General features: G+C 65.8%; 15 protein-coding genes. 9 read left to right on the forward strand and 6 right to left on the reverse strand.

Going from position 1 to position 19083, the window contains the following annotated elements; translation table 11 throughout:
- Positions 1–108: 108 nt before the first annotated feature.
- The 3 genes from ACKI1H_RS04315 to ACKI1H_RS04325 are packed head-to-tail and all read right to left on the reverse strand — an operon-like array spanning position 109 to position 1728.
- Positions 109–357: a cytochrome C oxidase subunit IV family protein gene (locus ACKI1H_RS04315; protein ID WP_138523277.1), complete on the reverse strand. Its 249-nt coding sequence runs from the start codon at positions 355–357 to the stop codon at positions 109–111.
- A complete protein-coding gene (locus tag ACKI1H_RS04320; protein ID WP_440467736.1) occupies positions 354–947 on the reverse strand; it encodes a cytochrome c oxidase subunit 3 in 594 nt (197 codons plus the stop codon). Before ACKI1H_RS04320 ends, ACKI1H_RS04315 begins: the two co-directional genes overlap by 4 nt.
- A complete protein-coding gene (locus ACKI1H_RS04325; protein ID WP_138523281.1) occupies positions 931–1728 on the reverse strand; it encodes a CbbQ/NirQ/NorQ/GpvN family protein in 798 nt (265 codons plus the stop codon). Before ACKI1H_RS04325 ends, ACKI1H_RS04320 begins: the two co-directional genes overlap by 17 nt.
- 200 nt (positions 1729–1928) lie before the next feature.
- Between ACKI1H_RS04325 and ACKI1H_RS04330 the strand changes: the two genes are divergently transcribed.
- The 7 genes from ACKI1H_RS04330 to ACKI1H_RS04360 all read left to right on the forward strand — a co-directional run bounded on the left by ACKI1H_RS04330 (position 1929) and on the right by ACKI1H_RS04360 (position 9986).
- Entirely contained in the window at positions 1929–2240 is a 312-nt protein-coding gene (locus tag ACKI1H_RS04330; RefSeq protein ID WP_054910310.1) for a c-type cytochrome, read from the forward strand.
- Between the two features lie 74 nt (positions 2241–2314).
- A complete protein-coding gene (gene nosR / locus ACKI1H_RS04335; protein ID WP_440467737.1) occupies positions 2315–4462 on the forward strand; it encodes a transcriptional regulator NosR in 2148 nt (715 codons plus the stop codon).
- Between the two features lie 27 nt (positions 4463–4489).
- Entirely contained in the window at positions 4490–6397 is a 1908-nt protein-coding gene (gene nosZ / locus ACKI1H_RS04340; protein ID WP_440467738.1) for a TAT-dependent nitrous-oxide reductase, read from the forward strand.
- 59 nt (positions 6398–6456) lie between these two features.
- On the forward strand, positions 6457–7722 hold the full coding sequence (locus tag ACKI1H_RS04345) for a nitrous oxide reductase family maturation protein NosD (RefSeq protein ID WP_440467739.1): 1266 nt from the start codon (positions 6457–6459) through the stop codon (positions 7720–7722).
- Positions 7719–8627: an ABC transporter ATP-binding protein gene (locus ACKI1H_RS04350; protein ID WP_440467740.1), complete on the forward strand. Its 909-nt coding sequence runs from the start codon at positions 7719–7721 to the stop codon at positions 8625–8627. Before ACKI1H_RS04345 ends, ACKI1H_RS04350 begins: the two co-directional genes overlap by 4 nt.
- Positions 8624–9448, forward strand: coding sequence for an ABC transporter permease (locus ACKI1H_RS04355; protein WP_440467741.1), 825 nt, complete (start codon positions 8624–8626; stop codon positions 9446–9448). The genes ACKI1H_RS04350 and ACKI1H_RS04355 overlap by 4 nt, the downstream gene beginning before the upstream one ends.
- 16 nt (positions 9449–9464) lie before the next feature.
- Positions 9465–9986 (forward strand): nitrous oxide reductase accessory protein NosL, encoded by a 522-nt coding sequence (locus ACKI1H_RS04360; protein WP_440467742.1) that lies wholly within the window; start codon positions 9465–9467, stop codon positions 9984–9986.
- On the opposite strand, the gene ACKI1H_RS04365 is transcribed toward ACKI1H_RS04360, so the two are convergent.
- Positions 9980–12829, reverse strand: a complete 2850-nt coding sequence (locus ACKI1H_RS04365) for an EAL domain-containing protein (protein ID WP_440467743.1) — start codon at positions 12827–12829, stop codon at positions 9980–9982. The two genes, ACKI1H_RS04360 and ACKI1H_RS04365, sit on opposite strands and share 7 nt — an antisense overlap.
- Positions 12830–13005: 176 nt before the next feature.
- Between ACKI1H_RS04365 and uvrD the strand changes: the two genes are divergently transcribed.
- Positions 13006–15186, forward strand: coding sequence for a DNA helicase II (uvrD, locus tag ACKI1H_RS04370; RefSeq protein ID WP_440467744.1), 2181 nt, complete (start codon positions 13006–13008; stop codon positions 15184–15186).
- A 13-nt stretch (positions 15187–15199) separates the two neighbouring features.
- On the opposite strand, the gene ACKI1H_RS04375 is transcribed toward uvrD, so the two are convergent.
- On the reverse strand, positions 15200–17107 hold the full coding sequence (locus ACKI1H_RS04375; protein WP_440467745.1) for a sulfatase family protein: 1908 nt from the start codon (positions 17105–17107) through the stop codon (positions 15200–15202).
- Positions 17108–17125: 18 nt separating this feature from the next.
- On the opposite strand from ACKI1H_RS04375, the gene ACKI1H_RS04380 reads away from it, so the two are divergent.
- Complete coding sequence (locus tag ACKI1H_RS04380; protein ID WP_218939113.1) at positions 17126–17917, forward strand: 2OG-Fe(II) oxygenase; 792 nt, start codon at positions 17126–17128, stop codon at positions 17915–17917.
- Positions 17918–17923: 6 nt separating this feature from the next.
- Here the strand turns inward: ACKI1H_RS04380 and ACKI1H_RS04385 are convergent, their stop codons facing one another.
- A complete protein-coding gene (locus ACKI1H_RS04385) occupies positions 17924–19081 on the reverse strand; it encodes an acyltransferase family protein (RefSeq protein WP_440467746.1) in 1158 nt (385 codons plus the stop codon).
- Positions 19082–19083 lie beyond the last annotated feature (2 nt).

Consider the following 19083-nt stretch of genomic DNA (forward strand, 5'->3'; position numbering starts at 1 on the left):
CCTCCTAGGTCACGGTCGGCGTCATTGTAGGAAGCGTCCTGGGACGTCTCGCTTGATGGCAATCAAGAAAGACCAATGCTTTCAGTCAGGTATTTTTCCAAAGTAAAATCAGTGGGTTGCGTGCAGGACCAGGATCACGCTGGTGATCACCAGCGGCCAGCCGAGCAGCAGCGCTTGCCACAGGCGCGGGCCGTGGTTCAGCTCCATGAAACGCAACACGATGAGCCAGGCCTTGCCCAGGCCCAGCAGCAGGATCGCCGCCACCGGCAGCAGCACGTCGGGCACGTGGTGGCCCAGCCACACCGCCACCACCGACATCGGCAGCATCGCCAGCCAGGCGAACAGCAGCGTCTTCATGAGCCGGGCGCCAGCACGTAGACCAGCGGGAAGAGCACCACCCAGACCAGGTCGACCATATGCCAATAGAGTGCGCCGGACTCCAACCCGCCAAGAGCGTCGCTGCGGTACGCGCCGCGCAGGCAGCGCAGGGTCATCCAGGCGAGGATCACCAGCCCCAGCAGCACATGCAGGAAGTGGAAGCCGGTGATCAGCCAGAACAGGGTGAAGAAGGTGCTGTATTCCAGGTCCAGCCCGCGCGAAGCGAGATGCTGGTATTCGCCGGACTTGAGCACCACGTGCGCCAGCCCCAGCAACACGGCAAAGCCCAGCAGGGCGGCTGCGCGGCGCTGTCGGCCGTAGCGCACCTGCTCCACCGCCAGTGCCGCGCAGAAGCCGGCGGTGAGCAGGGTCAGGGTGAGCGCCAGGGCCGTGGACAGGTCCAGCTGAGCGCGGCCGGCACGGAAGCCTTCGATATCCAGGTGCTGGGTCACGGCGAAGACGATGATGAGAATGGCGAAGACGGTCAGCTCGGCGAGGATGAACAACCACATCGCCAGGTCGCCCGGCAGGCGCCGGGCACCGAGCGTCGCCTCAGGCGAAATGGACATCGACCAGGTCCATCAGCGCGGCGACCGTGGCCTCGTCGTCCGACAGCGGCTCGGCAAGCCCGGCGCGGCACGCATCTCGCGGCGCCACGCCGGCCTGCAGCAGGCGCGCGGTGAGCACCAGCAGGCGCGTCGAGCAGACCTCTTCCAGCTCCTGCCGACCCAGGCGGCGCAGGGCTACGCCCAATTGCGCCAGACACTGAGCCAGCTCGGAGGAAACACCGGCCTCGCGGGCGATGATGCCGGCTTCCACGTCCGGCGTCGGGTAATCGAAACGCAGGGCGACGAAGCGCTGCCGCGTACTGGGCTTCATGCCCTTCAGCAGGTTCTGATAGCCGGGGTTGTAGGACACCACCAGCATGAAGCCCGGCGGCGCCACCAGGGATTCGCCGGTGCGCTCGATGAACAGCTCGCGGCGGTCGTCCGCCAGCGGGTGCAGCACCACGACGGTGTCCTGCCGCGCCTCCACCACCTCGTCCAGGTAGCAGATTCCGCCCTCGCGCACCGCGCGGGTCAGCGGACCATCCTGCCACCAGGTGCCGTCGCTGCCGATCAGGTGGCGGCCGACCAGGTCCGCCGCCGACAGGTCGTCGTGGCAGGCCACGGTGTACAGCGGCAGATTCAGGCGCTGCGCCATGTGCTGGACGAAGCGCGTCTTGCCGCAGCCGGTCGGGCCCTTGATCAGCACCGGCATGCCCTGCGCGGACGCGTGGGTGAACAGCGCCACCTCGTTGCCGGACGGCTGGTAGAAGAGCGGCGGATCGTTCTGCGCAGGGGCATTCATGACAGGCAAATCTCGGTAGGAAGTTTCGGTTAGCAAGCTATCCAGCGCGACGGATTGCCTCAAGCGTGGCGCCGGAACTTCTTGATTGGTATCAAGCGGAAGCCGCAGGGGCGGCTCCTAGAATCGCCACAGACGCCGGGCGGGAAGCCGGCGAAAACGATCGGCGCCTCGAAGCGCCAAGCCTGTGAGGAGAAACGTTCATGAACAAAGCCCTGGTAGCCCTGCTGTTCGGCGGCCTGTTGGTCCAGACAACCGCGATGGCCAGCACCGGCGAGGAGCTGTTCAAGGCGAAGGCCTGCGTGGCCTGTCATTCGGTCGACAAGAAGCTCGTCGGCCCCGCCTTCCATGACGTTGCCGCCAAGTACGGCCCACAGGCCGATGGCGTCGCCCACATCACCAACAGCATCAAGACCGGCAGCAAGGGCAACTGGGGCCCGATCCCGATGCCGGCCAACGCCGTGAGCCCGGAAGAAGCCAAGACCCTGGCCGAGTGGATCGTCACCCTGAAGTGAACTGCAGCGTGAGATGGGCGCCCACCGCCTTCTGACGCAGCTCTGCCCGTTCGGGCATGGAGGAAGGAGGCCTCATGGTGGGCGTTCGCGAGTGGTTCAGGTCCCTGGTCGGCTGCCTGATGTTGATGGCCGGCCTGGCGGCTCAGGGTGGGGAACTCAGTGACCTGGAGCGAACACGCATCCAGCAGGTGTTCCCCCAGGTCGACCGCATCGGCGAGCCCGACGGCGAGTACGGCGTGCGGCGCCTGTCACACGGCGACAAGCTGCTGGGCTACGCCTTCCAGAGCATCCGCGTCACCCGTATCCCCGCCTATTCCGGCAAGCCGATCAACGTCCAGGTGATCCTTGATCCGCAGGCGGTGATCCGCGACAGCTACGTCCTCGAACACCACGAGCCGATCCTGCTGATCGGCATCCCCGAAGAAAAACTCCACGCTTTCACCGCCGGCTACTCCGGGCTGCGCGCCGACCAGCGGGTCGCCGTAGGACGTTCCGGCGATCCGCAGACGGTTACCGTGGATGCCGTCGCCGGCGCCACCGTGACGGTCATGGTGGTCAACGAGATCATCATGCGCGCCGCCCGCACCGTGGCCGTCTCGCTCAAGCTGATCAAGGACGACGGGCAGGTGCGGCCCAAGCCCGCTGTCGTGCGCGCGGACGCCTACCAGCCGGCGAGCTGGAACGAATTGCTGGGCAACGGCGCGATCCGCCAGCTGAAGCTGACCCGCGGGCAGATCGACGATGCCTTCAAGGGCACCGCCGCCGAGAAGGTCAACCAGGCCCAGGACACCGGCCAGCGGGAGGAGACGTTCATCGAACTCTATACCGCGCTGCTCGATGTCCCCAGCGTCGGCCGCAACCTGCTCGGTGAACGGCAATTCAACGAACTGCGCGAATCGCTGAAGCCCGGCGAGCACGCGGTGGTCGTGCTGGGCAACGGCCAGTACTCGTTCAAGGGCTCGGGCTACGTGCGCGGGGGCATCTTCGACCGGGTGCAGATTCGCCAGTTCGGCGACATCCTCAGCTTCCGCGACCTCGACTACCAGCGCCTGTCGGACACCTATGCCGAGGGCATGCCTCACTTCGCCGAGATGGCGATCTTCATCGTCCGCGCCGCCCAGCGCTTCGATCCCGGCACACCCTTCGACCTGGAACTGCTGGTGCGGCGCCAGACCGGACCGGTGGACAGCCTGTTCACCACCTTCGACCTGGGCTACCAGACGCCGGAGGGCTACCTCGACCGGCCGCAGCCCAGCGCTGCGGAACTGGAGGCCCTGGAAGATGCCAAGCGGCCGATGTGGCTGCGCGTCTGGTACCAGAAGAGCTTCCAGATCGGCGTGCTGCTCAGCGCCCTTGGGCTGCTCGCAGTCATCCTGTTCCTGCAGGACAACCTGACCCGTCGACCGCAGTGGTTGCACTGGCTGCGCCGTGGCTACCTGCTCTTCACCCTGACCTACATCGGCTGGTACTGCCTGGGGCAGCTCTCAGTGGTCAACGTACTGACCTTCGTCCACTCGCTGTTCGAAGGCTTCCGCTGGGAGCTGTTCCTCATCGACCCGGTGCTGTTCATCCTCTGGACCTTCACCGCTGCCAGCATCCTGCTCTGGGGCCGCGGCGTGTTCTGCGGCTGGCTGTGCCCGTTCGGCGCCCTGCAGGAACTGCTCAACGAGGCGGCGCGCAAGCTCAAGGTGCCGCAGTACGAGTTGCCGTTCGCCGTCCACGAACGGCTCTGGGCGATCAAGTACATCGTCCTGCTGGTGCTGTTCGGGCTCTCTCTGGAATCGCTCGGAACCGCCGAGCGCTTCGCCGAGGTCGAGCCGTTCAAGACCGCCATCACCCTGCACTTCGACCGCCAGTGGTGGTTCGTCGCCTACGTGGTGGTGCTGCTGGTCATCAACCTGTTCACCCGCAAGGTCTATTGCCGCTACCTCTGTCCGCTCGGCGCGGCGCTGGCGATCCCCGGCAAGGCCCGCCTGTTCGACTGGCTCAAGCGCCGCAAGGAATGCGGCCAGCCGTGCCAGCTGTGCGCCAACGAGTGCGAGATCCAGGCGATCCATCCCGACGGAAGGATCAACGCCAACGAGTGCCACTACTGCCTCGATTGCCAGATGACCTACCACAACGAGAACAAGTGCCCGCCGCTGGTGAACAAGCGCAAGAAGCGAAGCAAGCACGCGCCCGCGAGCGACGACGACCAGCGAATTGCGGTGCAACAGATCTGACCATTTGCCTTCAGGAAGGAGCAGGAAATGACTGAGAAGAAGCAGCAACAGGACGAGATCGCCGGGCTCAGCCGGCGGGGATTCCTCGGTGCCTCCGCGGTGACCGGCGCAGCGGCGCTGGTGACGGCGGGCTCGATGGGTACCTTCACCTCCCGCGAGGCCTGGGCCGACGCGGTGAAGTCGGCGCAGGACAAGATTCACGTCGCCCCCGGGGAGCTGGACGAGTACTACGGTTTCTGGAGCGGTGGCCACCAGGGCGAAGTGCGCGTGCTGGGCATTCCGTCGATGCGCGAGCTGATGCGCATCCCGGTGTTCAACGTCGACTCCGCCACTGGCTGGGGTCTGACCAACGAGAGCAAGCGCATCCTCGGCGACAGCGCGCGCTTCCATAACGGCGATTGTCACCACCCGCACATCTCGATGACCGACGGCAAGTACGACGGCAAGTACCTGTTCATCAACGACAAGGCCAACAGCCGCGTCGCACGCATCCGCCTGGACATCATGAAGTGCGACCGAATCACCACCATCCCCAACGTCCAGGCCATCCACGGCCTGCGCCTGCAGAAGGTGCCGCACACCAAATACGTGTTCTGCAACGCCGAGTTCATCATCCCGCATCCCAATGACGGATCGACCTTCGACATCTCCGGCGACAATGCCTTCACGATGTACAACGCGCTGGATGCCGAGACCATGGAAGTGGCCTGGCAGGTAATAGTCGACGGCAACCTCGACAACAGCGACATGGACTACACCGGCCGCTTCGCCGCCTCCACCTGCTACAACTCGGAGAAGGCCACCGACCTGGCCGGCATGATGCGCAACGAACGCGACTGGGTGGTGGTCTTCGACATCCCGGCAATCGAGAAGGAGATCAAGGCCAAGCGCTTCATCACCCTGGGCGACAGCAAGGTGCCGGTGGTCGACGGGCGCAGGAAGGACGGCAAGGACAGCGTCGTCACCCGCTATATCCCGGTACCGAAGAACCCCCACGGCCTCAACACCTCGCCGGACGGCAAGTACTTCATCGCCAACGGCAAGCTCTCGCCCACCTGCAGCATCATCGCCATCGACAAGCTGCCCGATCTTTTCGCCGGCAAGCTCAAGGACCCGCGCGACGTCATCGTCGGCGAGCCGGAACTGGGCCTGGGTCCGCTGCACACCACCTTCGACGGTCGTGGCAACGCCTACACCACGTTGTTCATCGACAGCCAGTTGGTGAAGTGGAACATCAATGATGCGATTCGCGCCTACAAGGGCGAGAAGGTCGACTACATCCGCCAGAAGCTCGACGTGCATTACCAGCCTGGCCACAACCACGCGACGCTGACCGAGACCAAGGAAGCCGACGGCAAGTGGGTCGTCGTGCTCAGCAAGTTCTCCAAGGACCGCTTCCTGCCCACCGGCCCGCTGCACCCGGAGAACGACCAGCTGATCGACATTTCCGGCGACGAGATGAAGCTGGTGCACGACGGCCCCACCTTCGCCGAGCCGCATGACTGCATCCTGGCCCGCCGCGACCAGATCAAGACCCGCAAGATCTGGGCGCGCGACGATCCCTTCTTCGCCGAGACCGTGGCAATCGCCAAGCGCGACGGCATCGACCTGATGCAGGACAACAAGGTCATCCGCGACGGCAAGAAGGTTCGCGTGTACATGACCTCGTCCGCTCCCGCCTATGGCCTCACCGAGTTCACCGTGAAGCAGGGCGACGAAGTCACCGTCACCATCACCAACCTGGACGAGATCGAGGACGTCTCCCACGGCTTCGTCGTGGTCAACCACGGCGTGAGCATGGAGATCAGCCCGCAACAGACCTCTTCCATCACATTCACCGCCGACAAGCCCGGCCTGCACTGGTACTACTGCAGCTGGTTCTGCCATGCGCTGCACATGGAAATGGTCGGCCGCATGCTGGTGGAGAAGGCCTGACGAGAAGGCCCCTGACCCCGCCGGCAGTCGCCGGCGGGGCATCGACGAGAAGGTGTTGCATGGGACTCACCAGGCCTGGCCTTGCCCTGTCGCTGTTGATCGCGGCAAGCGTCCAGGCGCAACCACAAGCCATCGACCAGTTGCCGCTGCAGGGCGATGGCGACATCCGCATCCTGCCCGCAGGCACCTACACCGGCAATTTCACCCTCGACCAGCCACTGCACCTGCGCTGTGCGCCCGGCGCGCTGATCGACGGCCAGGGTGCCGGCAGCACGCTGCACGTGAGGGTGCCCGGCGTCACCATCGAAAACTGCACCCTGCGCAACTGGGGGCGCGACCTGACGGCCATGGACGCGGCGATCTTCATCGACAAGGCTGCACACGGCACCGTGGTGCGCGGTAATGACCTGCAGGGCGCCGGCTTCGGCATCTGGCTCGACGCCACGGCGGACGTGCAGGTGCTCGATAACCGCATCCAGGGCGACCCCAGCGTGCGCTCCCAGGACCGCGGCAACGGCATCCACCTCTATGCGGTGAAGAACGCCCTGGTGCGCGGCAACCAGGTTCGTCAGACCCGCGACGGCGTGTACATCGACACCTCCAACGACAGCGCCATCGAAGACAACCTCTTCGAAGACCTGCGCTACGGCGTGCACTACATGTTCACCCACAATAGCCGCGTCATCGGCAACACCACCCGGCACACCCGCACCGGCTATGCGCTGATGCAGAGCCGCAAGCTCACCGTGGTCGGCAACCGCTCGGTGGACGACCAGAACTACGGCATTCTGATGAACTACATCACCTACTCCACCCTCACCGGCAACCGCGTCGAAGCCGTGCGCAGCGGCGATGGCGGCGGCGACGCAATGATCGCCGGGGCCGAGGGCAAGGCCCTGTTCATCTATAACTCGCTGTTCAACTGCATCGAGAACAACCGCTTCGAAAGCAGCGCCCTGGGTATCCATCTGACCGCCGGCTCCGAGGACAACCGCATCAGCGGCAATGCCTTCATCGGCAACCGCCAGCAGGTCAAGTACGTCGCCAGCCGCACTCAGGAATGGTCCGCTGACGGGCGCGGCAACTACTGGAGCGACTACCTGGGCTGGGACCGCAATGCCGACGGTGTCGGCGACGTCGCCTACGAACCCAACGACAAGGTCGACCAGTTGCTGTGGATGTACCCGCAGGTGCAACTGCTGATGACCAGCCCCGCCATCGAACTGCTGCGCTGGGTCCAGCGCGCGTTTCCCGTTACCCGTCCGCCCGGCGTGCGCGACAGCTTCCCGCTGATGCGCGCGCCTGATCTGGAGGCGCACCCATGAACCCCGTGGATATCCGCAATGCAACCCTGGACTACGGCGGCTTCACCGCGCTGCACGCTCTCGACCTGCAACTGGGCGCCGGCGAAGTCCTCGGCCTGCTGGGGCATAACGGCGCAGGCAAGACCACCACGATCAAGCTGATCCTCGGCCTGTTGCGTCCGACACGGGGCAGCGTGCACGTCTTCGGCCGGTCGCCGGGAGACCCGGCGGTGCGTCGGCGCATCGGCTTCCTGCCGGAGAACGTGACCTTTTACCCGCAGCTCAGCGGCCGCGAGACGTTGCAGCACTTCGCCCGGCTCAAGGGCGCACGGCCCGCCGAAGTGGACGAGCTGCTCGAACAGGTCGGCCTCAGCCACGCCGCGCAGCGTCGGGTGAAGACCTACTCCAAGGGCATGCGCCAACGCCTCGGCCTGGCCCAGGCGCTGCTCGGCCAGCCGCAACTGCTGCTGCTCGACGAACCGACCGTCGGCCTCGACCCGTTGGCCACCATCGAGCTCTACCAGTGGCTGGACCGCCTGCGCGCACAGGGCACCGGGATCATCCTCTGTTCCCATGTGCTGCCCGGCGTGGAGTCGCACATCGACCGCGCCGCGATCCTTGCCAAGGGCCGGCTGCTTACCGCCGGCAGCCTTGCTGACCTGCGCCGCGATGCCAGGCTGCCAGTGCGCATCCGCTACGCCGGCAGACTCGACGGCGACTGGCCGCAACACTGGCGCGAGGCTGGCCATGGCGTCACCGCCCTGGATGGCCGCCGGCTGGAGCTGCGGGTCGGCGAAGAGCGCCAGCACGAAGTACTCAGCGTGCTGCTCGCCGAGCACGCGCAGGAGCTCGAGGTGTTGCCGCCGTCGCTGGAAGACCTCTATCGGCACCACATGCAAAGCACACCTGCGGGAGCCCCGGCATGAAGCCGATCTGGAACATCGCCCGCAAGGAACTCGCCGACGGCCTGCGCAATCGCTGGCTGCTCGCCATCAGCCTGCTGTTCGCCCTGCTGGCCGTGGGCATCGCCTGGCTCGGCGCCGCCGCCAGTGGCCAGGTGGGCTTCACTTCGCTACCGGCAACGCTGGCCAGCCTGACCAGCCTGGCCACCTTCCTGATGCCGCTGATCGCCCTCCTGCTGGCCTACGACGCCATCGTCGGCGAAGAGGAAGGCGGCACCCTGCTGCTCCTGCTGACCTACCCACTGGGACGCGGGCAATTGCTGATCGGCAAGTTCCTCGGCCACAGCCTGATCCTCGGCTTGGCGACGTTGCTGGGCTTCTCCGCCGCCGCGCTGGCCATCGCCGTGCTGGTGCCGGGCATCCCGCTGGGGCAACTGCTGGGTTCCTTTGCCCGCTTCATTCTGTCGTCGTGCCTGCTCGGCTGGACTTTCCTGGCCATGGCCTATGCGCTGAGCAGCCGGGTCAGCGAGAAGTCCACCGCTGCCGGCCTGGCGCTGGGCGTGTGGTTCTTCTTCGTGCTGCTGTTCGACCTCGCGCTGCTCGCCCTGCTGGTGATCGGCAAGGGCCAGCTCAGCGCCAACCTGCTGCCCTGGTTACTGCTGCTCAACCCGACCGACCTTTACCGGCTGATCAACCTGCCCGATTTCGGTGCCGAACTGGGCGGCGTGCTGACCCTCGGCCGAGATCTGGCCGTTCCCGTCGCGGCACTCTGGTTGGCGCTGTGCGCCTGGACCCTGGCCTCGCTGGCGCTGGCCTATGCGCTGTTCCGCCGGCGCCCGATCTGACTCGAGGAGTTTCACCATGCTGCTGTCCCGCTCCCTTCGCCTGGGTTTCACCGCCGGCTTCCTCGCCCTGCTGCTCGGCGGCTGCGACGATGGCGCCCGGCAAAGCGCCAATCTCGCTCCGGTGCCGTTCCAGAACGGCGAGGAATGCCACGTGTGCGGGATGATCATCAGCGACTTCGCCGGGCCGAAAGGCGAAGCCGTGGCTCCCGGCGCGGTGCACAAGTTCTGCTCCACCGCCGAGCTGCTGGGCTGGTGGCTGCAGCCGGAAAACCAGCACAGCGGCGCGCACCTGTACGTGCACGACATGGCCCGCAGCGACTGGAACCACCCCGATGACCGCCACCTGATCGACGCCACCAGCGCCTTCTACGTGGTAGGCGTGAAACGTCCCGGCGCCATGGGCGCCACGCTCGCATCATTCGCCGACCGCGCGGACGCCGATCGCATGGCCACGGCCGAAGGAGGGCGTGTACTGCGCTTCAGCGAAATCAACCAGAGCGTGCTGCAGGGCGTGTCCGGCGACCACCAGCATCACTGAGCCAGCCGGTCGCTTCTCTCCAGCAGCGCCAGGCAAGCCTCCGCCGGCACCGGCTGGCTGATCAGGTAGCCCTGGATCTCATCGCAGCCGTGGGCGCGCAGGAAGCGCAGCTGCTCGGCGTGCTCGACGCCTTCGGCCACCACCTTCAGTTCCAGGCTGTGCGCCATGGCGATGATCGCCCGGGTGATGGCCGCGTCTTCGCCGCGCTCGGACAGGTCGCGAATGAAGGTCTGGTCGATCTTCACGTAATCCACCGGGAAGCGCTTGAGGTAGCTGAGCGAGGAATAGCCGGTGCCGAAGTCGTCGATGGCCAGCTTCACGCCCATCTCGCGCAATTGGCGGAAGGTGGTGGTGACGCTCTCGACGTTGTCCAGCAGCTGGCTTTCGGTGAGCTCCAGCTCCAGCAGGTGCGACGGCAGGCCGGTTTCCTCCAGCACTGCGCGCACCAGATCGACCAGGTTGCCGGTGCGCAGCTGGTGCACCGAGAGGTTCACCGACACCCGCAGCTCACGCCCCAGGCGTTGCCAGGTACGGGCCTGCTGGCAGGCCCGGCGCAGGACGAACTCACCGATGGCGCCGATCAGCCCGGTTTCCTCGGCCAGGCCGATGAAGTCGCTGGGCGGCACCATGCCCATCTCCGGGTGCTGCCAGCGTACCAGCGCCTCGGCACTGTCCAGGCGCTCGTTGGCCAGGTTCAGCTTGGGCTGGTAGTGCACATTCAGCTGGCCCTCGTCGATGGCCTTGCGCAGTCGAGTTTCCAGTTGCAGGCGCTCCAGGGTGCAGGCCTGCAGGTTGTCGGTGAAGAACTGGAAGGTATTCCCTCCCAGGTGTTTGGCGTGCTGCATGGCCATGTTCGCCTGGCTCATCAGCGCAGAGATTTCCCAGGCGTTGTCCGGCAGCAGGCTGATCCCCACCGAGGCGCTGACCACCAGCTCGTGGCCGCCCACGGTCATCGGCGTGCGCAACTTGGCCAGCAGGCGGCTGGACAGCCGCGCCAGCGCCGCGAGGCTGGCGTAGGAGTCGATCAGCACGGCGAACTCATCGCCGGACAGGCGGGCAATGGTGTCGGCCTCCGGCACGGTCTGGGTCATGCGTCGCGACATCTGCCGCAGCAGTTGGTCGGCGACTTCATGGCCGAGGCTGTCATTGAGCAGCTTGAAGCGATCCAGGTCGATCAGCAGCAGCGCCGCCGTGCGGCCTTCCTGACGCGCGCGCTGGCTGGCCTCGTGCAGGCGCTCCTTGAACAGCGTGCGGTTGGCCAGGCCGGTGAGTTCGTCGTAGTGCGACAGGTAGCGCAGGCGCTCCTCGGCATCGCGACGAGCGGTGAGGTCGGCGAAGAAGCCCACCACGTGGGCCACCTCTCCCCGGCTGTCGCGCACCACGTTAAGTTGCAGCCACTGCGGGTACAACTCGCCGTTCTTGCGTGTCTCGATCAGCTCGCCCTGCCAGGTGCCCTGGCGCTCCAGCTCGGTACGGATCGACTGGTAACGGCGCAGGCTTTCCGCCGAGCCCATCAGCCGCGCGACGTTGTGCCCGAGCAGCTCATCGCGGCGGTAGCCGGTCAGCGAGGTGAAGGCCTCGTTGATAGCGATCAGGCGGTAGTCCGGGTCGAGGATGATGATGCCTTCGCTGGCCGCCTCGAACACCGTGGCGGCCAGGCGTTGCTCTTCCTCGCGCAGCTTGCGGGTGGAGATATCTGCGCGGGTGCCGACCATGCGGGTGACCTGCCCGCGCCCATCGCGCTCCATCACCCGGCCACGGTCTTCCACCCAGACCCAGTGGCCAGCCGCATGGCGCACGCGGTATTCGATGCGGTAGCCATCGGTGCGGCCCTTGAGGTGCTCGACCAGGGCACGGCGCAGCAAGGGTACGTCATCCGGATGCAGGCGTGGGCGCAGGTCGTTGCGCACACTCTTCACCGATTCCTGGGTGATCCCGAAGATCTCCTCCAGGTGCGAGTGATGCACTTCGTCGGTCAGCAGGTTCCAGTCCCACAGCCCCAGCTCGCTGGCCTCCAGGGCCAGGGCCAGGCGCGCCTCGGTATGGGTCAGTTGCACGCTGCCCGCCTCGACCCGCTCCTGCAGGGCGTCGCGGGCGCGGCAAAGTTCGCGCTCGGCACGGCGACGCTGCTCGACTTCCCGTTCCAGGTCCTGGTTCAGCGCCTCGGTCTGTGCCTTGGCGCGCTCCAGGTGCGCCACCAGCGCCTGGGCCTGGAAGCGCCGCAGCAGGCCGACATGCACCACCCGGTGGATCTGCCAGGCCACCACCAGCAGCGCCGCCAGCAGGATAACCCCGAGCACGCCCCAGCCTTGCTGCAGCGGGTTATCGCTGATCAATAAATAGGCAATTGACGGAAACAGGCAGGGCAAGGCGAAGGTCAGGAAGGCCGGCAGGCTGACCGCATAGGCGACGCTGGCGGACAGAATGGCCGCGGCGATCAGGCCGAATACCAGGGATTGCTGGAGGAAGGCATCCGGCGGCACCAGGGCGATGGCGGCGAACGCGAGGGTCAGCCCCGAAGCGCCAGCACCGAACAGGAAGGTGCGCTGCCAGTGCGGACTGGCCTGGCGTTCGGCGGAAGCGGCATTGAAGGCGCTGACCTGGATCAGCCGCAGCACGGCCAGCATGACCAGCGAGACCAGCCATCCGGCGAGCAGCCCCGGCTTCACGTAATCCCACAGCAGCCCGGCGCAGGCCAGGCCATTGAGCAGCATGAGCAGGGTCGGCACGCGCGAGCCCTGATAAAGGAGGCGCGTGCGTTCGACAGCAATTTCGTGAGCGTACTGCTGGCGGATCTCGGCATGGCTCACCGGGATCGCCGAAGGCTCTACATAAGCGGTCATAGGCGTTTTTCTTGTAGGTTTCAGGCCTAGGCGTCGGCGGAGCATACCCGAGGAGGTAGCCCCACCCAAGCAGGATGATGGCAATTGGCTCCGTGCCCGCCCAACTTTCGTCGGGAAGACGCCGGACGGCGGGCGGGTTTGCCGGGGAAAACCGCCCGTCGGTAGAATGCCGCCCCATGAACGATGACATCTCCTACCTGCTCAACTCCCTCAATGACCCGCAGCGCCAGGCCGTGGCCGCGCCGCTGGGGCGCCAGCGCGTGCTCGCTGGTGCCGGGTCCGGCAAGACCCGCGTGCTGGTACACCGTATCGCCTGGCTGATCCAGGTCGAGAACGCCTCGCCGCACAGCATCCTGGCCGTGACCTTCACCAACAAGGCCGCCGCCGAGATGCGCGCGCGGATCGAGCAGCTGCTGGGGATCAACCCGGCCGGCATGTGGGTCGGCACCTTCCACGGCCTGGCGCACCGCCTGCTGCGTGCGCACTGGCAGGAAGCCGGTTTGCCGGAGAACTTCCAGATCCTCGACAGCGACGACCAGCTGCGCCTGGTCAAGCGCGTGGTGCGCGAGCTGGGCCTCGACGAGCAGCGCTGGCCGCCGCGCCAGGCGCAGTGGTTCATCAACGGCCAGAAGGACGAGGGCAACCGCCCGCAGAACATCCAGGCCGGCGGCGATCTGTACCTGGCGACCATGGTCAGCGTCTACCAGGCCTACGAAGAAGCCTGCGCCCGTGCCGGCGTCGTCGACTTCGCCGAACTGCTGCTGCGCTCGCTGGACCTCTGGCGCGACCGTCCGAGCCTGCTGGAACACTACCAGCGACGCTTCCGCCACATCCTGGTGGACGAGTTCCAGGACACCAACGCCGTGCAATACGCCTGGCTGCGCTTCCTCGGCAAGGGCGGCGAGAGCCTGATGGTGGTGGGCGACGACGACCAGTCGATCTACGGCTGGCGCGGCGCGAAGATCGAGAACATCCAGCAGTTCGGCGATGACTTCGCCGGCACCGAGGATATCCGCCTGGAGCAGAACTACCGCTCCACCGGCACCATCCTCAAGGCCGCCAACGCGCTGATCGCCAACAACAGCGGGCGCCTGGGCAAGGAACTGTGGACCGACGGCGTCGATGGCGACCCGATCACCCTGTACTCCGGCTTCAACGAGCACGACGAGGCGCGCTACATCGTCGAGACCATCGAGGATGCCCTGCGCAAGGACGGTCTGAAGCGCAGCGAAATCGCCATCCTCTACCGCTCCAACGCCCAGTCCCGCGTATTGGAAGAGGCGCTGCTGCGCGAGAAGATCCCCTACCGCATCTACGGCGGCCAGCGCTTCTTCGAGCGCGCCGAGATCAAGAACGCCCTGGCCTACCTGCGCCTGATCCGCCTGCGTGACGACGACGCGGCGCTGGAGCGGGTGATCAACGTGCCGCCGCGCGGCATCGGCGAGAAGACCGTCGAGGCGATCCGCAGCGCCGCGCGCCTGAACGGTACCTCCATGTGGCGCGCGATCAACGACGTGATCGCCGCCAAGGCCGTGGCCGGCCGCGCCGCCACTGCGCTCAACGGCTTCCTGGAAACCGTCGACCTGCTCGCGGTGAAGGTCGAAGGCCTGCCGCTGCACCAGATGACCCAGATCGTCATCGAGCAGTCCGGCCTGATCACCTACCACAAGGAAGAGAAGGGCGAGAAAGGCCAGGCCCGGGTGGAAAACCTGGAAGAACTGGTCAGCGCCGCCCGCGCCTTCGAGACCCCGGACGACGAGGACACCCCGCCGCTGGTGGCCTTCCTCGACCACACCGCGCTGGAGTCCGGCGATACCCAGGCCGACGCCTTCGAGGACAGCGTGCAGCTGATGACGCTGCACAGCGCCAAGGGCCTGGAGTTCCCGCTGGTGTTCCTCGCCGGCGTGGAGGAAGGCCTGTTCCCGCACAAGATGAGCCTGGAAGAACCCGGCCGTCTTGAGGAAGAACGCCGCCTGGCCTACGTCGGCATCACCCGCGCCATGCACCGTCTGGTCATGACCTACGCGGAAACCCGCCGCCTGTACGGCAGCGAGACCTACAACAAGGTGTCGCGCTTCGTTCGGGAAATCCCACCGAGCCTGATCCAGGAAGTGCGCCTGTCCAACTCGGTGAGCCGCCCGCTCTCGGGCAACCAGCGCAGCGGCAACCTGTTCAGCGGCGCCAGCGTGCCGGACACCCCGTTCAGCCTCGGCCAGTCCGTGCGCCACCCGCTGTTCGGCGACGGCGTGATCCTCAACTTCGAAGGCTCCGGCGCCCAGGCACGGGTGCAGGTGAACTTCGACAGCGAGGGCAGCAAGTGGCTGATGATGGGTTACGCGAAGCTGGAGGCCATCTAAGCCTCCAGTCCCGTCAGCGAGCGGCGGTGCTGGCCGGGCAGATCGTCGCCTGCATGTCGTCCAGGCCGTAGCCATCGAGCTGCGGCAGCATGAACTTGTCCACCAGCAGCGGCTTGGCGATCCTGCCGGCGAAACGATCCCCTCCGCTGGCTGAAGCACCGATGTAGGTCGGGTGCGCCAGCGGCTCGGCGGTTTCCGGCCGCGGCATCGGCTCCTGGGATTGCAGGATGACCTTGCCGTTGAGGTAAACCGTCAGGGCGCCCTTTTCCGGCCCCGGGAAGGGAAATTTCGAATAGGGCTTCACGTTGAAGCTGGCCACCAGAGCATTGCACTGGTCCTCCAGCGCCACAGGCTCACTCTGCAGGCGCAGCGGGCCACGCCACACTTCCACACGCCCGTTGTCGATGGCCATGCCCCATAGCCCTTCCTGCTCAACCAGGACCTGCCGCGCGCCATCGACTCGTGCCTTGCCCAAACCCAGCCCCAGGCTGTAGGCGCCGTGGACCGGCGCGCGCTGGTAGTCGCGGCCGCTGAGGAAGGCCGGCTTCTTGCCGGCGGCGGGATGCCAGGTCAGCGGGATGGGCCGGTATTTCTGCTCCCACGCGCGCAACAGGCTCAGGGCTTCATCCCGACCTATCGCCTCGAAGGCTTCGGCCTTGGTCGCGCTCACCCCCAGCGGGCCGGTGACCGGGTGGCTCTCCAGCTTGCCCAGCGTGGGCCGGTAGAACAGGCCGCGGCCAGTCAGGTGGCCGCCGTAGGTCATGCCCCAGGTCATGACATCCGCCGCCCAGTAGAGCGCATCGACCCTGGGCAATGGCTGGCCCTTGGCAATGTAGCCGGACAGGTCACGCCCGGTCAGCCCGGCCGGTGCCTTGCCGCCGGCCATGCCGACCAGGGTGGGATAGAGATCGGTGATGTGGCTGATGCCGGTCACGTCGGCGTTGCCTCGGTGGCCGGGCCAGAGCACCAGCAGCGGCGTGCGCACGCCGCCTTCGAGGTAGGTCATCTTGGTCCCGGCCAGCGGCCAATTGCTGTCGCGGGCCAGGTTCGGACTGCCGTTGTCGCTGGTGAAGACCACCAGTGTGTTGTCCAGCTGGCCGCTGGTGCGCAGGCTGTCGAGCAGCCGGGCGACGTTGTGGTCCAGCTGTTTCAGCACCGCAAGGTAACGGCCCTCGTCGGTATCGGGAAACTGGCTGCGGAAAGTCTCCGAAGGCTGGAACGGGTGGTGCGGCGAGAACAGCCAGAGGTTGATGAACCAGGGCTTGCCACCTTGCCGACCCTTGCCGATCAGGTCGATGGCGCGGTCGGTAAGGATGTCGTCCAGGTGCCCCTGATACTGCACCGGCGGACCATCGTCGGTCTCCAACCAGGGGTTGATGAAGGTCGGCGGCCCGTTCACCAGCTTGCCGTCCTTGTCCGGTCCGTGCAGCACGAAGTGGTTGAGCATGCCGAACCAGTCATCGAAACCATGGTGGTTGGGACGGATCTGCAGGTACTCGATGGCCTCACCGACGTGCCACTTGCCAATGTGATGGGTACTGTAGCCCAGGCCTTTCAAGGATTCTGGCAGGGTCTGCAGGTCCGGCGACAGTCCCAGTCCGTTAGGCTCGAAACCGATGCTGACCGGCGCTCGGCCAGTGATCAGCGCAGCCCGGCTGACCGAGCAGGTGCTGTCGGTATAGTGCTGGCGGAAACGCAACGCCTGATTGCTCAGCTGATCCAGAGTCGGCGTTGGCGCCTTGCCATCGCCCCAGACGCCGATGTCGTTGACGCCCAGGTCATCGGTCAGGATGAACAGGATATTCGGTTTCGCGTGTTGATCCTGAGCATTGCTCACAGGGACCATGGCAAGCAGAATCAGCCAGGCAATGGCTAGTCGGGTCGTGAGCGCAGCTGTCGCTCGCGTGGAAAAGAACAACATTCAGTGAATTCCCGAAAAATGCTTAAGAACCTTTTCACCGCCAAGAACAACGGCGAGGCCAACGCTCCGTCCCATGGACTGCTGCTGGACTATCCCGCCCTGATGGCCAGGGTGGCCGATCAGGCACCGAACTATGCCGGCAATGCCCCCTTCCCGCATATCGTCATCGATGATTTTCTGCCCCCGTCGACCTTCGCCCGGCTGCTGGAGGAATATCCGCACGACCAGAACGACCCGCTGTGGAACAACGCAACGCACACCGACAAGGCCAGCGGCGAGTACGTGCAGAAGGACAAGCGCAACATCCGCGACCCGCTGCGCATGCCGCCGACCTACCGCCAGCTGTTCTGGGAGCTCAACTCCCACGCCTTCCTCGACTATCTCGCGCAACTGACCGGTATCGCCAACCTGATTCCCGACCCCAACCTGCGCGGTGCCGGGATTCACCAGATTGCCCGCGGCGGCTTCCTCAAGGTGCATACCGACTTCGCCACCCACCGCGACTTCGGCCTGGACCGTCGGATCAACGTGCTGATCTACCTCAACGAGGAGTGGCCCGAGAGCTACGGTGGCCAACTCGAACTGTGGGACCCGGAGATGGCCGGACCACCCCGTCGCGTGCTGCCGATCGCGAACCGCTGCGTGGTATTCAGCACCACGTCCAGCTCGTTCCACGGCCATCCACACCCTCTCACCTGCCCCGATGGCGTCTACCGCCGCTCCCTGGCGCTGTACTACTACACCAACGGTCGCCCGGAAGGCGAAGCACAGCCCGGTTACGCCACCCACTGGCGCGACGTCCCGGCCTGAACGGCCTCAGGCGTCAGCTGCGCGGCGCGCCCAGGGAGCGCGCCGCGAGTAGGTCGCCAGGTGTGCCTTCAGGCGCAGGAAGGGCAACTCCACCAGGCGATAGCTCAGCCAGGCCAGACCCCACGACAGTAACAGGCTAAAAGCGATCCGCATCAGGTAGGCGTCGGCATTCGCTTCCAGCGTCATTCCCGCGGCCTTCAGAGGGAAAAGGCAGTAGAACTGTACCGGGACATGGATCAGGTAGAGCGAGTAGGAGATTCGCCCGAAGTGATCCAGCAGCGGGTTGGCCAGCAGCGCCTTTATCCGCCAGCTCAACGCCAGCAGCCCGAGCATCGCTCCCCCCCAGAGCAGCGACTCGATATTGTGGTACATCGGCAGGGCCTGCAGGGCATTGCGCTCCCCACTCAGGGAGAACCACAGCCATAGGCGCCCCAACCCCAACAGACAACCGATCAGCAACAGGAAGCAGACGAGTGCACGCTCGCGCAGCCAGGCGTAGCTTCGGCTCAGACTGAACCCCGCACACGCCGCTCCTGCGAGAAACGCGCCGAAGCGGCCGAACAATGAGTTTTCCCAAAAATTCGTTGGCGCCAACCAGCCCGGTGAATGGAACAGCCAGACATGCGCCACGCCCCATGCCAGCAGCGCAGCCGTCACCAGCCAGCGCCCGGCGGCAAAGCGCAGCAGCCACATCACCCAGGGCAGCACCAGGTAGAACTGGATTTCGGTGCACAGCGACCACCAGGGCACGCTGAACGGGAAGGCCTGGAATCCAATGGGAATGAATAGCAGGGCCTTGAAGGTGACCGTCTTCTGCGTCATCACCCAGGCCAGCAGTACTGCGGCGTAATACAGCGGCACGATGCGGAAGAAGCGTGCAGTGTAAAAGCGCTGGATGCTCACCTGCTGACCATCACGCAACCCCTGCAGGAAGGGCCGCGACAGCAGGAAACCACTGAGCACGAAGAACAACGTGACGCCGGTGTTGCCGCCACCCAGCAGAGTCATCCACATCGGATTGTCCGAGCGTTCGGCCAGGCCGAGGATGCCGAAATAGTGAAAACCCACTACCAGCAGGATCGCCCAGCCGCGCAGTGACTCCAGTTCGGGCAGGTAACTGGCCGGCTGACGCAGCCCCGCTCGGACGTCGCTGGCGTCACTCACGA

It is taken from the genome of Pseudomonas sp. YH-1 (assembly GCF_051990045.1).
GTDB classification, from domain to species: Bacteria; Pseudomonadota; Gammaproteobacteria; order Pseudomonadales; family Pseudomonadaceae; genus Pseudomonas; species Pseudomonas nicosulfuronedens.

Excerpts from the sequence above, each read along its gene's own strand:
- ACKI1H_RS04380 (WP_218939113.1), top strand. The coding sequence starts at position 17,126 with ATGCTTAAGAACCTTTTCACCGCCAAGAACAACGGCGAGGCCAACGCT.
- ACKI1H_RS04365 (WP_440467743.1), bottom strand. The coding sequence starts at position 12,829 with ATGACCGCTTATGTAGAGCCTTCGGCGATCCCGGTGAGCCATGCCGAG.
- ACKI1H_RS04375 (WP_440467745.1), bottom strand. The coding sequence starts at position 17,107 with ATGTTGTTCTTTTCCACGCGAGCGACAGCTGCGCTCACGACCCGACTA.
- ACKI1H_RS04350 (WP_440467740.1), top strand. The coding sequence starts at position 7,719 with ATGAACCCCGTGGATATCCGCAATGCAACCCTGGACTACGGCGGCTTC.
- ACKI1H_RS04330 (WP_054910310.1), top strand. The coding sequence starts at position 1,929 with ATGAACAAAGCCCTGGTAGCCCTGCTGTTCGGCGGCCTGTTGGTCCAG.
- nosR (WP_440467737.1), top strand. The coding sequence starts at position 2,315 with ATGGTGGGCGTTCGCGAGTGGTTCAGGTCCCTGGTCGGCTGCCTGATG.
- ACKI1H_RS04320 (WP_440467736.1), bottom strand. The coding sequence starts at position 947 with ATGTCCATTTCGCCTGAGGCGACGCTCGGTGCCCGGCGCCTGCCGGGC.
- ACKI1H_RS04325 (WP_138523281.1), bottom strand. The coding sequence starts at position 1,728 with ATGAATGCCCCTGCGCAGAACGATCCGCCGCTCTTCTACCAGCCGTCC.
- ACKI1H_RS04315 (WP_138523277.1), bottom strand. The coding sequence starts at position 357 with ATGAAGACGCTGCTGTTCGCCTGGCTGGCGATGCTGCCGATGTCGGTG.
- nosZ (WP_440467738.1), top strand. The coding sequence starts at position 4,490 with ATGACTGAGAAGAAGCAGCAACAGGACGAGATCGCCGGGCTCAGCCGG.
- uvrD (WP_440467744.1), top strand. The coding sequence starts at position 13,006 with ATGAACGATGACATCTCCTACCTGCTCAACTCCCTCAATGACCCGCAG.
- ACKI1H_RS04355 (WP_440467741.1), top strand. The coding sequence starts at position 8,624 with ATGAAGCCGATCTGGAACATCGCCCGCAAGGAACTCGCCGACGGCCTG.
- ACKI1H_RS04360 (WP_440467742.1), top strand. The coding sequence starts at position 9,465 with ATGCTGCTGTCCCGCTCCCTTCGCCTGGGTTTCACCGCCGGCTTCCTC.
- ACKI1H_RS04345 (WP_440467739.1), top strand. The coding sequence starts at position 6,457 with ATGGGACTCACCAGGCCTGGCCTTGCCCTGTCGCTGTTGATCGCGGCA.